At 43.7% G+C, this 13,917-nt stretch carries 13 protein-coding genes, 1 tRNA gene and 1 pseudogene; 9 read left to right on the forward strand and 6 right to left on the reverse strand.

The features are described from left to right. Positions 1–8: 8 nt before the first annotated feature. The 8 genes from MD536_RS02265 to MD536_RS02300 all read left to right on the forward strand — a co-directional run bounded on the left by MD536_RS02265 (position 9) and on the right by MD536_RS02300 (position 5,241). Complete coding sequence (locus MD536_RS02265; protein WP_239595319.1) at positions 9–398, forward strand: DoxX family membrane protein; 390 nt, start codon at positions 9–11, stop codon at positions 396–398. Next, complete coding sequence (locus MD536_RS02270) at positions 395–811, forward strand: DM13 domain-containing protein (protein ID WP_239595322.1); 417 nt, start codon at positions 395–397, stop codon at positions 809–811. The genes MD536_RS02265 and MD536_RS02270 overlap by 4 nt, the downstream gene beginning before the upstream one ends. A gap of 29 nt (positions 812–840) precedes the next feature. Further along, positions 841–1,551, forward strand: a complete 711-nt coding sequence (locus tag MD536_RS02275) for a hypothetical protein (RefSeq protein WP_239595327.1) — start codon at positions 841–843, stop codon at positions 1,549–1,551. Positions 1,552–1,556: 5 nt separating this feature from the next. Continuing rightward, positions 1,557–2,096, forward strand: a complete 540-nt coding sequence (locus MD536_RS02280) for a YceI family protein (RefSeq protein ID WP_239595328.1) — start codon at positions 1,557–1,559, stop codon at positions 2,094–2,096. Positions 2,097–2,157: 61 nt separating this feature from the next. Next, positions 2,158–2,658, forward strand: a complete 501-nt coding sequence (locus MD536_RS02285) for a DinB family protein (RefSeq protein WP_239595330.1) — start codon at positions 2,158–2,160, stop codon at positions 2,656–2,658. Then, on the forward strand, positions 2,646–3,377 hold the full coding sequence (locus MD536_RS02290; RefSeq protein WP_239595333.1) for an NRDE family protein: 732 nt from the start codon (positions 2,646–2,648) through the stop codon (positions 3,375–3,377). The genes MD536_RS02285 and MD536_RS02290 overlap by 13 nt, the downstream gene beginning before the upstream one ends. Beyond that, a complete protein-coding gene (locus tag MD536_RS02295) occupies positions 3,374–4,438 on the forward strand; it encodes an ATP-grasp domain-containing protein (protein ID WP_239595336.1) in 1,065 nt (354 codons plus the stop codon). The genes MD536_RS02290 and MD536_RS02295 overlap by 4 nt, the downstream gene beginning before the upstream one ends. An 11-nt stretch (positions 4,439–4,449) precedes the next feature. Further along, positions 4,450–5,241 (forward strand): LysE family transporter, encoded by a 792-nt coding sequence (locus MD536_RS02300; protein ID WP_239595338.1) that lies wholly within the window; start codon positions 4,450–4,452, stop codon positions 5,239–5,241. Here MD536_RS02300 and MD536_RS22135 read toward each other — a convergent pair. The 4 genes and pseudogenes from MD536_RS22135 to MD536_RS02315 all read right to left on the reverse strand — a co-directional run. Beyond that, positions 5,210–5,614, reverse strand: a pseudogene (locus MD536_RS22135) (GNAT family N-acetyltransferase); the annotation flags it as partial. The gene MD536_RS02300 and the pseudogene MD536_RS22135 overlap by 32 nt on opposite strands. 3 nt (positions 5,615–5,617) lie before the next feature. Further along, positions 5,618–8,260, reverse strand: a complete 2,643-nt coding sequence (locus MD536_RS02305; RefSeq protein ID WP_239595340.1) for a TonB-dependent receptor — start codon at positions 8,258–8,260, stop codon at positions 5,618–5,620. A gap of 156 nt (positions 8,261–8,416) precedes the next feature. Next, on the reverse strand, positions 8,417–9,025 hold the full coding sequence (locus MD536_RS02310) for a DUF445 domain-containing protein (protein ID WP_239595343.1): 609 nt from the start codon (positions 9,023–9,025) through the stop codon (positions 8,417–8,419). Positions 9,026–9,068: 43 nt separating this feature from the next. After that, positions 9,069–9,142, reverse strand: a tRNA-His gene (locus MD536_RS02315). A gap of 187 nt (positions 9,143–9,329) precedes the next feature. On the opposite strand from MD536_RS02315, the gene MD536_RS02320 reads away from it, so the two are divergent. Continuing rightward, positions 9,330–11,495: a carboxy terminal-processing peptidase gene (locus MD536_RS02320; protein WP_239595345.1), complete on the forward strand. Its 2,166-nt coding sequence runs from the start codon at positions 9,330–9,332 to the stop codon at positions 11,493–11,495. 97 nt (positions 11,496–11,592) lie between these two features. Here MD536_RS02320 and MD536_RS02325 read toward each other — a convergent pair whose 3' ends face one another. Both MD536_RS02325 and MD536_RS02330 read right to left on the reverse strand, forming a co-directional pair. Beyond that, entirely contained in the window at positions 11,593–12,093 is a 501-nt protein-coding gene (locus MD536_RS02325) for a DinB family protein (RefSeq protein WP_239595349.1), read from the reverse strand. Between the two features lie 60 nt (positions 12,094–12,153). After that, positions 12,154–13,863 (reverse strand): S8 family peptidase, encoded by a 1,710-nt coding sequence (locus tag MD536_RS02330; RefSeq protein WP_239595352.1) that lies wholly within the window; start codon positions 13,861–13,863, stop codon positions 12,154–12,156. Positions 13,864–13,917 lie beyond the last annotated feature (54 nt).

Raw genomic sequence — 13,917 nt, forward strand, 5'->3', positions numbered from 1 at the left:
ATTGTGGTATGAAAAACTGGATACAATGGAGCTGCCGAATTATTGCAGCCCTTCTACTATTACAAACGCTTTTCTTCAAATTTACTGCAGATCCTGAATCCGTTTTATTGTTTACAACACTCGGAATCGAACCCTGGGGGCGTATTCTAACCGGTATATTGGAACTGATAACCTCGATACTCTTACTCTGGCCAGCCTATACACGTTATGGTGCCCTTCTGGGAGCAGGTACAATGGCAGGAGCCATTTTTTCCCATCTCACAATCCTGGGAATTGCATTTAACGGAGATGTCCTGCTTTTCGTTTATGCATGCCTGGTATTTGGTTGTTGTTTTGTTTTACTATGGTTGGAAAGAGAGAAATTTTATTCTTTACTACTAAAAATAAAAAAGTCATGAAATCAGCACTGCTTTGTGTATTGTATACTTTTTTGTTCATTTCCTGTTCAAAGGAAAAAGAAACTGCTTCTGATACATTAAATGATATCATCCCGGCAAATAGCATTGAGTTATATGGCGGCGACTTTGTTAGTGCAGCACATCCCACCAGTGGAAAAGCCAGATTAGTGTCGTCACAGGGGAAATGGTATATGATTTTAGAGAATTTTTCAACAGATCCCGGACCCGACTTGAAACTTTACCTGGCGAATAATCAGGCTGCCGCTAAGTTTGTGAATCTGGGAAATCTAAAATCTTCTAAAGGTCAGCAGGTTTATGCTATATCAGGTATGCCTGATCCAAATGAATATCCCTATGTGCTGATTTGGTGTCAGCAGTTTTCCGTTCTGTTTGGAGTCGCGAGGCTTTCTTAATTAATTATATCAATTTTTAAACCTCAAGTATGAAACATCTTCTCACCATTTTATTGGTTTTTATGATAGGCACGGTTCAGGCTCAGAACCGACTCAGACCTTCTGTTGATCTTTCTATAGCTGCGGGAAGTTCACAGGCAACCTTTAGTATTGCTGGGTGGCATCAATGGCAGCTGGGTAAAAAACAGCGACTTTCCATAGGAATTGGACCCAGAATAACGTCCTACGTTGGAAATAAAAAAGATTTCTGGACGGCACCGGCAAGTATTGCACGTGGTAGTTCTGCACCATTCCTTGTTGTATTCTCATCCCAGGAGACACAAAATTGGGACACCCTGAATGTGCAGCGTCCCCTTGTTTTTTCAATGAATGCAGCCGTTCAGGTTGCACACCAGATCGGCAAACGGTTTCGGGCTGGTATTAATATCGACCTGGTCGGTTTTTCTGTTGGGAGAACTTCAGGTGCAGTATTTACGTCGGATGGAAGTCAAGAGACAACGGAAGCAAAGCCCGTACCATTTAACCTCCTGCTAACAGGAGACCTTGACCAGGGTTCTCTTAACTCAGAATTCTTCGTACAATACAGGTTGAACGAAAAATGGAGACTTCGAGCTGTTTACCAGTTTTATTTTGTTGAGTATAAAACCAATACCAGCATCCAGCAACTACCCGAACCCAATGACCGGTTCAGGAACAAAGCGAATCTTCTGGGTATCGGACTCAGTTATTCCTTAAATTAGTGCATATGGTAAGGACTCTGTTTGTTTTTTTGATACTGGTACCGTATTTCCTGGTGGCGCAGCAGGTACTACATCCTGTTGATGCCCCCGGTGCTGTCAGTTTTGTCATAAATAACTTTGGGTCGGGGGTAGATGGCAGTTTTAAAGGGCTTAAAGGCGAAATCAGGTTTGATCCCACCAAACTCAGCGAATCGACTATGAATGTTACGGTTGACCCTGCTACCATTGAAACAGGTATCAATATGCGAAACCGCCACCTCCGGGGTGAAAAGTATTTTTTTGTAGACAAATTCCCGACTATTTCCATTTTGGGCACCCAGGTTAAATCTACCGGTAAACCGGAAACGTATACTATGACAGCCAGGGTAACAATTAAAGGAGTCAGCAAAACAATTCCTTTGACCTTTACTGCCAAACCCCAAAAAAATGGCTTCTTTTTTGAAGGAATTTTTACCCTAAACCGAAGGGATTTTAACGTTGGTTCCGGTAGCCTTACCCTTTCAGATGAGGTGACTGTTCGGCTAAAGGTACTGGCCCAACAATAATTCATTCGAAAAATTATGGAAATAATAAAAAGACTAAATTCGAAACCAAGATTTTAAATTCATGCATTTACAGTTAGCTGTTCAGAATGCATTTGGTCAGATGACAGATGTTATGGATCAACTGACCGATGCCCAATACACCCAACCCTGTGTAAACTTATCAGGTGCTACAATTGGTCAGCATACCCGCCATATTATTGAAATGTACCAATGTTTACTGGTCGGACTGCAGGACAGTGTAGTAAATTATGAGGCCCGGCAACGGGATATCCGGATCGAATCGGATAAGGAATTTGCAGCCCAATTACTCGCAACGATAGAAAAAGCGGTTGATCAGCCCAACCGTTCCCTTTCTCTCTGTGCCGGGTTTGATACCGATACCCGGGAACAGGTTCAACTCGATACCAATTTTTACCGGGAAATTGCATATAACCTTGAACATACCATTCATCATATGGCGCTTATTAAGGTTGGACTACTGGAGATTTCAGGAATTGCTATTCCCGAAGGCTTTGGCGTTGCATCTTCCACCATCAAGTACAGACGTTCATGTGTACAGTGAGCTTCATTCCCGTGCCCGGAGGCGCCCTGATCTGTTCCAATAGGGATGAAAAAATACAAAGAGCCCGTGCCATTCCTCCCAAATGGTACCAGGTAAACGGTAGTTCACTCTTATTTCCAAAGGATCCAGATGCACAAGGTTCCTGGATTGCCATGAAACCAAATGGCCAGATGGCTGTTTTGCTAAATGGAGGTTGGGTCAAACACGAACCGGCTTATCCCTACAGAAAAAGCCGGGGACTGGTTTTCCTCGAAATCTGTTCAGCCGATCAGTTGCTGGATGGTTTTGAAGCTGTTCAACTTGACAAAATCGAGCCATTTACGGTGATCATTTTTCAGGATGGAATTCTCCATGAAAATCGTTGGGATGGTGTTCAGAAGTATAGCCGGCAATTACCTGCTTCCGATCCGCATATCTGGTCCTCTGTTACTTTGTACGACCCTTCTACTATTGAAAAAAGGAAATCCTGGTTCACCAATTGGCTTAGCGAAAATCCTGAACCCAACGCCAGTTCTATTCAGCGTTTTCACGAATTCGGCGGTGATGGAGACCAGGAAAACGACCTGCTCATGAACCGACGCAATGAAATGCTAACGGTTAGTATTACCTGCATGGAATGGAACCGGGATACAGCCTGTATGTATTATACTGACCTGCAAAGTCGGGAACAATTTGAATGCCGCTTGGATGCTTTTTCACTTTCTGAAATCTCTTCATGAATTTACTGCAAAAGGTACTCCACCGACCCTTTTTTATACGGCTGTTTAATTGGGAATATTGGTCATTTGGAACAGTTTACACACCAGTTATACCTATCTGGTTCTGGTACTGTCTCCGTGCCCGATCATTCTTCTTCTTCTCTGCTTCCAATCCATCCATTGAAAATGGGGGATTCCTGATGGAATCGAAAAAGAAAATCTATGATCTGATCCCGGAAGCCTACTACCCAAAGACAATTTATGTTGAACTACCTGCTGATCCCCAAAATGTGGTGAACAAGGTCAAAAACAAAGGACTACTGTTTCCTCTTATAGCCAAACCGGATATTGGTGCCCGTGGAATGGGAGTGCGGAAATTAAATCAACCAGCAGATTTAGAACAATATTGTCTTGAATCACCCCTGGCTTTCCTGGTACAGGAATATGCCGATCTGCCTCTGGAAGCCGGTATCTTTTATTGCCGGCTGCCTGGTGAAAAGAAGGGGCGTATCACCGGTATTGTCACCAAAGAGTTTTTAACCGTTCATGGCGATGGACAACACACCATCCGGGAACTCTGCCAGCAGGACAAACGTTTTATTCTGCAACTCGCTGCACTTGAAAAAATGCACGGAGAAATGTTGAACGAAGTATTGCCGAAAGGAATTGCAAAAGAACTGGTTCCCTATGGGAATCATGCCAGGGGGGCCAAATTCATTGATGATTCACACCGGGCCACAGCTGCTTTAGAAATGCAAATAGATAAGATTCTGCAGCAGGTACCCGGTTTTTATTATGGGCGAATGGATATACGGTTTCGTTCATGGGAAGAACTGGAGCAAGGCCTTCATTTTTCCATCATTGAATTAAATGGTGCCGGATCGGAACCCACGCATATGTACGATCCCAGGCATTCCATATTTTTTGCCTGGAAGGAGATCATCCGTCACTGGGACTGGTGTTATCGCATCAGTAAAATCAATCACCGGAAAGGAATACCCTTCATGAGTTTCCGGGATGGGCGAAAAATGTTTCGGGAGAATGCCCAATTTGAAAAGACGATTGCGCAACTTTATATCTAGCCGATTTTTTCATGAGTGCATTAATACTACTCTTTGGTGCCGGACTGCTGATCAGTTTTCTCGGAAGTCTTCCGCTGGGAACACTGAATATAACCGCCATGCAGATTGCAATCCAGGAGAGCACGCGTCGTGCCTTTTCCTATGCGTTTGGGGTTGCAATAGTTGAACTGATGTATGTTCGGCTTTCACTAAAAGGAATCGACTGGATTCTTGCCAACCAAAGGATTTTTTATTATATGGAATGGGCAACAGTGGCGCTGTTCTTACTTCTTGGCTTAAGCAGTCTGGTTGCCGCCAGGAAAAAAACAGGAACCGCAAAACCCATCCAGCTCAACAACAGGATGCACCGGTTCTGGCTGGGTGTTTCCATGAGTGCAATCAACCCGGTTCAGATTCCTTTCTGGTTCTTATGGAGCAGTTATTTGTTCAGTACAAAACTCTTGCAGTCTGATTCGCTGCATTTCAACGTGTATACCATTGGGATTGCAGTGGGAACGGTAGGCGGCCTGCTGCTTTTTATTTTCGGGGGCAGGTGGCTTGTGAACAGAATCAATGCTTCCCAGCGAATCATCAATTTACTGGTAGCTGCCATTTTTCTGCTATCGGCAATTATTCAGTTGTTCCGGGTACTGAATAAGCCGATGCAGGAGCGGCTTCAACCAACTGCTTTCTCAGAACCAGCCCGGTTGGACTCGATTGCCGGAATACCAGTTGTTCTTCCCCCATTTTCGTATATCCATGCCTGTAATAAAACTCCTGTGCTCTGGTATTGGGAATATAAACGTGAAGCCAGATATGTCTGAAGCCGCGCTTACTACTTTCTTCCTCAGCCATTTTAAGCATGGCTGAACCCCAACCCCCTGAACGATGAGCTCCATCGAGGTAAAATCGTGCCAGTTCAATTCCTGTCAAATCTGGTTTTGAAAGCGCCAGCGTCGGACTACCCATACGCAGGCATCCAACAACTTTACCCTGATGAACCAATACCAGGTAAAACCGATCCGATTTTTCAAGATCTGCTTCTATGGCTGCTGCTGAATAGTGCAGCTCACAAAACAATGCCAGGTCTTCAGGCACAAAACCGTTCTCATGTACCCTGGCGAAACCGGCACTGCATAAAGCAGCAATGGCCCCTGCATCAGGGGCCATTGCGTATCGAATTTCATATTGATTCATACATCAGAATTGAACCCCTTCACTCATATTTTGCATGTTCTGCATATCTCCTTTAATGTTCTTACGCTTAAAGAGTGAAGTGTCAAATTTACCAAATCTCCAGCTGAAATTAAGACGCAGGATCTGCGGGTCACGCAATCTCCAGGTATTTTGTTCAAAACTGGGAGAGGAGCTAAACTGATCATAGCGGTTAGTGCGGAAAATATCATTGATGGCCAGGGTCAGGTTTGCTCTTCTTTCTTTCAGGAATTCATATCTAAGAGCCGCTTCCACTTCATAACGCGGACGAATAAAGCCTTGCGCTGTGGTTTGCGGTCCGCCAAACATGAAGCCACCACCGCCACCTCCACCTGGAGGAAGAATGGTTTTGGAAGTATAACTTCCGCTCAACTGTAGCGTAAGCTGTTTGGCCAGTTTGATATTATTATTGATTTTGACAAAATAAGAGGTTATCGCTTCCTGGTTTGGAATACCTGGCTGATTGGCATTAATCTTTGATTGATATAGGTTGAAGTTGGAGATCAGTTCCCACCACTTGGTCAGTTTATTCCGCCCAATCAGCTCAACACCCCCGATCTGGCTGTTATCTGCATTGATATAACTGATCACCAGTTCCTCGTTACCATTGAAAGGATTGATCAGTTCAACCTGATTGCGGGTGATAAGGTTCGTTGTATATTTATAGTAGGCGCTTGCAATAAATGAATTACCATTTCCATATTTCTTCTGGTAACTCAGTTCAAAAGATGCAGTAAACTCCGGCCGCAGGTTTGGATTACCACGGGTTAGGTTCAATGTATCTGAATAATCCGTAAAAGGAAAGAGCTGGAAGAAATTTGGACGGTTGATCCGGCGTGTGATATTGAAAGCCAGTTCATCATCATCAGTGAGTTGATAAGTCAGGAATGCACTCGGAAAAAGACTAAGCGGAAAACTGTTGCCGTAAGTCATAAGTGTATCCTTGCTTCCTGGAGGAGGCGTGGTAGTCAGAACTTCTCCATCATAATCTGAACTTTCTGCCCGCAGTCCCAACTGGTAGCCAAGTTTTTTCCATTTGTTAGTGTAGGTTACATATCCGGCATAAACGCGATCGGTATAATCAAATTGGGAAGAAAGTGAAGGTATAAAAACAGCATTCCCATTTCCATCTACGAGGCTGATATTGTTCACGCTTTCCTGGCTGCGGACATTCAGCCGCAAACCTGTTTCCAGTTTTGCATTACCACTTAAGGGATTTACGAAATCAGTCTGGAATGTAATATTGGAACTGCTGCCATTACCGGTATTCAACTGACCAAACCGGCGTGTAATAGATCCATTGGGAGCAGCTAATACATCGTTATTGATCGTGGTGTTATTATCGTTTTTACTACGGTTATAATTGATATCCGCGGTGAATTCGCGACCGGGTTTAGTGAAAAGACGTTTGTAATAAACCGAAGATCCGAGATTCCGGAAGGAACGCTCTCCATCAGATAAACGACGGCTGAAGCTGGATTGGGTATCTCCCGGAAACAGACTGTCTGTCCGGATGTTACTTTCATTATCAAAGTTGAAACTTCCCCGAACTGCATTCACGGAAAAACCAACTGTATTTCGGTTATTCATGAAATAGTCGAGTCCGGCTCTTCCAAACATGAATTGACCTTTGTTTACACTGTAATCATCCTGGTCCAGATCCGTTACCGGGTCTTTGATAAAGGTGGTTCGCGAGGTATTACCTTCTGAAATAGACTTCCTGGTACGGATATTAGCACTTGCAAACATATTTACCTTACCCTGTTTAACATTGATATCAGCGCCACCATTGGGTTGCCAGCGGCTGTCAATACCTGCCCTGATACTTCCGTTATAACCTGCTTTTCGGTTTTTCTTTAAAACAATATTCAGAATTCCGGCAGTACCTCCGGAGGCATCGAATTTGGCAGAAGGGTTAGTGATCAATTCCACACTCTCAATAGCGTCAGCCGGAATCTGATCGAGTGTAAGAGTTGTAGGACGGCCATCTACAAAGATTTGTGGAGCAGCATTGCGGAGTGTTACACTTCCATCAATATCTACCTGCAGGGAAGGAATATTGCGCATGATGTCTTCCGCAGTATTACCGGTAGAAACCAGGTTTTTATCTACGTTGTAAACCTTCCGGTCGATGCCCATCGACATCAACGGTTTGGACGCAGTAACTGTTACGGATTCCAGCATTTTCGGATCGGCCTCCAATTTGATATTTCCAAGGTCTTTATCAACACCGGCCAGAGCTTTTTGCATATCGCCACCTGCCATGTTTAATTCAAACCCTACTTTTTGTTCAATTTCTTTGAACCCTATTGCCGATATCACTAATTTATAGGATGCGGCCACAGGCAGCCCCTCAAAGCTGAATTCACCTCTTCGGTCAGTAAGCATTCCCGCAATGACGGTATCTTTTCTTTTTTTGGTTGCGGCATCAAATTTGTTCTGGATCAATTGAACGGAAGCTGCGTCAACCCCTTTATTAGTTGTTGCGTCAATAATCCGTCCGTAAAACCGGCCGATATTCATGTTGCCACCGCCTGGCCGGCCTCCGGGAGCACCCACCCCGGCAGGTATTTGTGCATAGCTGAAGGTTCCGATAAAAATGGTCAGTAAGACCAAAACATGTTTCATTCTTCTTTTTTTTCTCTGAGTGTGTGCAAAATTGGGCAAATATGGATGCCTAAACGTTGCGATTGGGATGAATGGTATATGACAATTGAACGGCAACTAAGTTTAACAGTTTGGGACCGGTGGACTTTTTTTGGTATGAGCGGTAAGGGAAATGGATCAGGAACCTGCTAAAAAAGTAATGGCGATCTGCACCAAGCCGATCAGGAAGCCTAAAACCGCCCCAATTATTTCTACAAATCGGAATTCTCTTGCCATTATCTGGTAAAGGATCTGTTCCAGTTTATCGGAAGAAAAGGCGCTTACTTTCGCAACCACGATTTTTTCAAGATCCAGTTGATCTTTAAGTGTTCCCATATATTTTTCCATAATTACCGGGAATAAGAGGCGTAGTTCTTCCAGGAAAACGGCTTTTAACTGGGCGATGGTTTTGTCTCCAATGAACATGCTGATCATCGGCATGGTTTCCTTCAATTTTACCCGAAGGAAATGATCTATGTGTTCTTCAATATGGGGAGAAAGGCGGTCCAGGTTTTCCGGGCTGGTAAGTTTAGTAGAAATGTCAGAAAAGGATAATAATTCCTGGCTGACCAGTTTCCCCAGTTTTTCTGCAAACTGCTGCTGACGTTTGGGAAAAATCCCCTGGATGGTAATACCAAGGATGTTTCGGGGCTCCCGGGGATGAAACAACATTTTTATGGCAATCCAGTTGGTAAACCATCCAATAAATGCAGAAATCAGCGGTAGTAATAAAAGCCAGGGCGACATAATAATAAAATTAAAAATCCCCCACAACAGTGGGGGATGGGAGGGAGGCTGATGGGTCTCGAACCCACGACCCTCAGAACCACAATCTGATGCTCTAACCAACTGAGCTACAGCCTCCATGCGGGTTATCGCAATGCTTTTTTCAAAGCGGGCACAAAAATAAGTAAAAAATCGAATCCTGATACAGGAGCTAAAAAAAATGTCAGAAACCACTCATCATAATCCAATGTTAATTGGTGCTGTTGGCAACAAGCCTGGTTGTTTTATCGTTATTTTTGGAATAATGCAAAATCTGGTGAAAATTATGTTTAGTAAAAGAAGCCTGCCCGTGTTGTTGGTACTGTTGTGTTGTGCCTTGTTTATCGGTTTCCGTTCAATGGGAACCAACCATGCAGATCCGCCTGGTAAATATGAAAAAATCCTTCACAATGTTGCAGATATCCTGCAACAGGTTCACTATAACCCGAAGAAGATAAACGATGAGTTTTCAAAAGAAATTTTTTCCAAGTACCTGGAAACGGTGGATGTTGAGAAAAATGTCTTTTTACAGAGCGATATCCAGGCATTGAAAAAATATGAACTCAAAATTGATGAAGAATTGTTGGGAGGTAATGTAGAATTTGTACCTGCTCTTTCTGAGATATACAAAAAAAGGGTACTGGAAGCTGAGCAACTCACCAAAGAGATTCTTGCTAAACCTTTCGAATTCCAGACGGATGAAACGATCATTCGAGACAGTGAAAAACTGGAGTTTCCCAAAAACTTGGATGAGAAAAAAGACAGGTGGAGAAAACGCCTCAAATATATGACCCTGGAGCGTTTTGCCGATATGCAGGAGAACCAGGAAAAAAACAAGGGCAAGGAGGGTTTCAAAGCACAAACAGCTGCTGAAATGGAAGCCAGTGCACGTGAAGGCGTAGCAAAAGTTGTTGGTCGAATGTTTGACAGGCTTAAACTTAAATACAACGATGATGAACGTTTCAACCAGTTTGTAAATGTCATCACCAGCACCATGGATCCGCATACCACATTCTTTCCTCCCCGCGACAAACGTTATTTTGATGAACAGATGAGCGGACGTTTTTTTGGTATTGGTGCTTCTCTGACTTCACAGGAAGGAAATATAAAAATTGCTTCTGTAATTACCGGATCTCCGGCCTGGAAGACAAACGAGGTGACAGTGGGTGATGTGGTGCTGAAAGTGGCCCAGGGTGCGAATGAGCCCGTTGACCTTACAGGCTTTGATGTGGAGGATGCCGTTAAAATTATCCGGGGCAATAAAGGAACTGAAGTTCGGCTCACACTGCGCAAGGCGGATGGTTCTGTAAAGGTGGTATCTATCATCCGGGATGAAATAGTGCAGGATGAAAGTTTTGCAAGAAGTACGATTGTCAGCAATGGGAAGAGTAAAATTGGATACATTATGCTTCCGGAATTCTACGCTGATTTTGAAAATCCGCGTGGGGCTCGCAGTGCAGTTGATGTAGCTAAAGAAGTGATCAAACTGAAAGAACAGAAAGTTGATGGAATCATAATTGATCTCAGAAACAATGGTGGTGGATCTTTATATGATGTGGTTCAAATGGCCGGACTCTTTATCGAAGACGGTCCCATTGTCCAGGTTAAGGACCGTGACGGAAAACCGAGCATTTTGAAGGATCGGGACAAGAGTGTATTGTATGATGGTCCGCTTGCTGTAATGGTAAACGAATTCAGTGCTTCCGCTTCTGAGATATTTGCTGCCGCCATACAGGATTATAAAAGAGGGGTTGTGATTGGCAGTACCTCAACCTATGGTAAGGGAACTGTACAGCGCAATATCGGTTTGGATAAGGAAACCGGAATGTTCAGTTCCAACAGTGAACTGGGTACGATTAAATTAACCCTGCAAAAATTCTATCGTATAAATGGTGGTTCAACCCAGCTTAAAGGCGTGGCTTCGGATATTGTAGTTCCTGATGTATTGGAAAAAAGTAAGGTCCGTGAAAAAGACGAGCCTACTGCGCTTGGATGGGATGAAATCGCGAAAGCGCAATACAATACCTGGAAATCACCTTATGATCTAAACCAGGTTGTTCGCAACAGCCAGGAACGGGTAAATCAGAATCCGGCATTCAACCTGATCAAAACAAATACAGATTGGCTGGCTGAACAAAACGATCGCGTTTATTCCCTCAATCTGCAGAAGTTCAAAGAGGAAAAGAAAAAGGTGAACTCAACAGTTAAACAAATTGAGACTCTTTATAAATTGAGCCAGGAGCTCGAAGTGGAAAGTATTCCGGGTGATGAAGAAAAGTTTGCAACAGATCCGGATAAATTGACCCGCTATAAAGCATGGAAGAAAAATCTCCGCAATGATATTTACCTGGATGAAACAATCAATGCGGTAAATGACATGATTTATCAGCAGAACCTGGCCATGAAGAAAAGTGCTGACAGCAAGCTTGAAAAGACGAAACAGGACAATTAATTAGAAGTAAGAAGTTAGAAGTGAGAAGTGAGAGAAAACTTTTTCACCTTTCACTTTTTCACCTTTCACAAAAAAAGCCGGCATTAGCCGGCTTTTTTTATAAATATCTTTCCTGTAAAATCGTAAGGTGGTGTTTTACATGTCCGGCCATAATGAAACCAATCGCAACCGCTGTTATCGGGTTGTTGGATGCATTCCCTTCGGCATTTAGTTGTTCATCCGTGAAGGATTTGATCATTCTCAGGTTGCTTTTTCTGAGCTGGCGCATCTCCTTAAGCATGTCTTCCCAGCTTCTCGAAGATACTATTGCATTGTTTGCATAGAGGTTTTCGTCAAAACCAGGAAGAGGAGTAGTATCCAGGCGGGCAATGCGTAATGCCCGGTAAGCAAAAATGCGTTCCGCATCAATAAGGTGTTGTACTACCTGTTTAATAGTCCATTTTCCTTCGGCATACGCATAATCCAGCTTTTCTTCCGGGATGGTTTCCAGGAATTCGAGCATCTCTTCGGTATTCTCTTTTAAGGTTTTCCGAAGATTATCGGACTTCACCAATTGTACATAGTTCTCAAAATATGGAGCGTAAATCAGGTTGTACATGTCAGTTGATTTGGTATGATTTTACCCGACCGGCAAATACCTCCGGTCGGGTGAAAAGGGTTATCCTTTTTTATCTTTTTTCAGGGTTGATTTTGGAGCTGGTTTGCCTTTTTTCTGGTTTTCAAGTGTGGCGGCAAGTTTGGCAGCTTCAAATGCATTCAACAAACCTCCGGTTTTACTTATTTCCGCCAATTCTACTTCCTCGTCAGAACCTGGAATTTTTACTACCATATCCGGACCAACAGCAGATTTTTCAATAGCTTCCTTGATCTGTTGAGGAGTCAGCGTAGGATAATAACTCATCAGGAAAGCAGCTACACCTGCAACAACAGGGGAAGCCATACTGGTGCCCTGGGCATTTCCATAGGTATTCCCACCCGGGATGGTAGAATAAATCTTGGTGCCAGGTGCAAAAACATCCACTTCTGATTTTCCATAGTTGGAGAAAGAAGCAGTCAGGCTCTTAAAGCCGGGCTCTGCCAGCGGGTCAGAGCTTGCACCCACAGTAATCCAGTTGGTAGCTCTGTATTTGTTTTTCAGGAAAACTGGATTTGGAAAATTGTCAACGGAATCAATATTTGATGCATCATTTCCTGCTGCATGCACCAACAATACACCTTTAGATTCTGCATATTTAACGGCATCATCCACCCAGTTTTTCTCTGGTGAAAAGCTTTTGCCAAAGCTCATATTGATCACTTTTGCTCCATTGTCTACCGCATAGCGGATGGCCAGTGCGATATCTTTATCATGCTCATCGCCATCAGGTACAGCACGAATCGCCATGATGCGAACATTGTCAGCCACACCATCTATTCCAACGCCATTTTTACGTTTTGCAGCAATGATACCAGCCACGTGTGTGCCATGGAAAGGCGTATTTGCCATCACATCGTTGTTTCCATAAAAACGGTCGTTGATGTCGTTGTAATTGTCACCAACGATTGCTCCGCGGTAGTCTTCCGGTGCTTTTTCAGCTGCTTCTTTTTTTCTTTCTTCTCCGCTTACAAAATCAGCAAAGCCTTCCAGGAACTCACCATTACCGGTTTCCATCATATTGAAGGCTTTCAGAATATAGAGCATACCAGCTTTCGCTTTCTGCGCTTCTGGAGTAGAGGGGGCAAATTTTTCAAGTTCTTTTCCGGTATAGGAAGATGTGTCCATGGCAACACGCAGCAAACTATCGTTTTTCTGGCTGCTCTCAAGGGCACGCTTCAGGAAAATCAGATCCGCACCACCACCGCCAGCATCGCCTTCTACTTTATCCTTGGCTTTTTTCCACATTTCATAGGTGGCTTTCTCGTCTGCAGGCAGGTTTTCGGGATTGAAATCCGCCGCTCCGTATTTTGCTTTGTACTTGTGATATACACGGGCACCTTCATAGCTGTCCTGCTTCACATTCCGGCCATCTTTGCCTCCGATAAAATTCCATCCATAGATATCATCTATATATCCATTCTTATCATCATCAATTCCATTCCCGGGAATCTCTTTCGGATTTCTCCAGAGAACAGGCTTCAGATCTTCATGCAGTGTGTCAATGCCACTGTCAATTACAGCAACCACAACTGTTTTACTGGGACGGTTCTTCACAAATTCATAGGCCTGATCCAGGCTGATACCATAAAATCCATCTTTGGCACGGTCAGCCAGGTGCCAACCTTTGGGAAGTTCTTTGTTCACGGTTGCAGTCGTTCCCTGTGCAGAGGCGTTTCCGAGGCTAATTATCGCCAGGGCTGCGGTGGCTGGCAAGATTCGTAGAAAATTCATGCAGAGCTTATTTTGTTTCTGATACAAAATGACGCAAAAAGACGGTATTTAGTT

This window comes from Flavihumibacter cheonanensis (assembly GCF_022352215.1).
In the GTDB taxonomy this organism is placed as follows: domain Bacteria; phylum Bacteroidota; class Bacteroidia; order Chitinophagales; family Chitinophagaceae; genus Flavihumibacter; species Flavihumibacter cheonanensis.

Excerpts from the sequence above, each read along its gene's own strand:
- MD536_RS02265 (WP_239595319.1), top strand. The coding sequence starts at position 9 with ATGAAAAACTGGATACAATGGAGCTGCCGAATTATTGCAGCCCTTCTA.
- MD536_RS02270 (WP_239595322.1), top strand. The coding sequence starts at position 395 with ATGAAATCAGCACTGCTTTGTGTATTGTATACTTTTTTGTTCATTTCC.
- MD536_RS02275 (WP_239595327.1), top strand. The coding sequence starts at position 841 with ATGAAACATCTTCTCACCATTTTATTGGTTTTTATGATAGGCACGGTT.
- MD536_RS02280 (WP_239595328.1), top strand. The coding sequence starts at position 1,557 with ATGGTAAGGACTCTGTTTGTTTTTTTGATACTGGTACCGTATTTCCTG.
- MD536_RS02285 (WP_239595330.1), top strand. The coding sequence starts at position 2,158 with ATGCATTTACAGTTAGCTGTTCAGAATGCATTTGGTCAGATGACAGAT.
- MD536_RS02290 (WP_239595333.1), top strand. The coding sequence starts at position 2,646 with ATGTGTACAGTGAGCTTCATTCCCGTGCCCGGAGGCGCCCTGATCTGT.
- MD536_RS02295 (WP_239595336.1), top strand. The coding sequence starts at position 3,374 with ATGAATTTACTGCAAAAGGTACTCCACCGACCCTTTTTTATACGGCTG.
- MD536_RS02300 (WP_239595338.1), top strand. The coding sequence starts at position 4,450 with ATGAGTGCATTAATACTACTCTTTGGTGCCGGACTGCTGATCAGTTTT.
- MD536_RS02305 (WP_239595340.1), bottom strand. The coding sequence starts at position 8,260 with ATGAAACATGTTTTGGTCTTACTGACCATTTTTATCGGAACCTTCAGC.
- MD536_RS02310 (WP_239595343.1), bottom strand. The coding sequence starts at position 9,025 with ATGTCGCCCTGGCTTTTATTACTACCGCTGATTTCTGCATTTATTGGA.
- MD536_RS02320 (WP_239595345.1), top strand. The coding sequence starts at position 9,330 with ATGTTTAGTAAAAGAAGCCTGCCCGTGTTGTTGGTACTGTTGTGTTGT.
- MD536_RS02325 (WP_239595349.1), bottom strand. The coding sequence starts at position 12,093 with ATGTACAACCTGATTTACGCTCCATATTTTGAGAACTATGTACAATTG.
- MD536_RS02330 (WP_239595352.1), bottom strand. The coding sequence starts at position 13,863 with ATGAATTTTCTACGAATCTTGCCAGCCACCGCAGCCCTGGCGATAATT.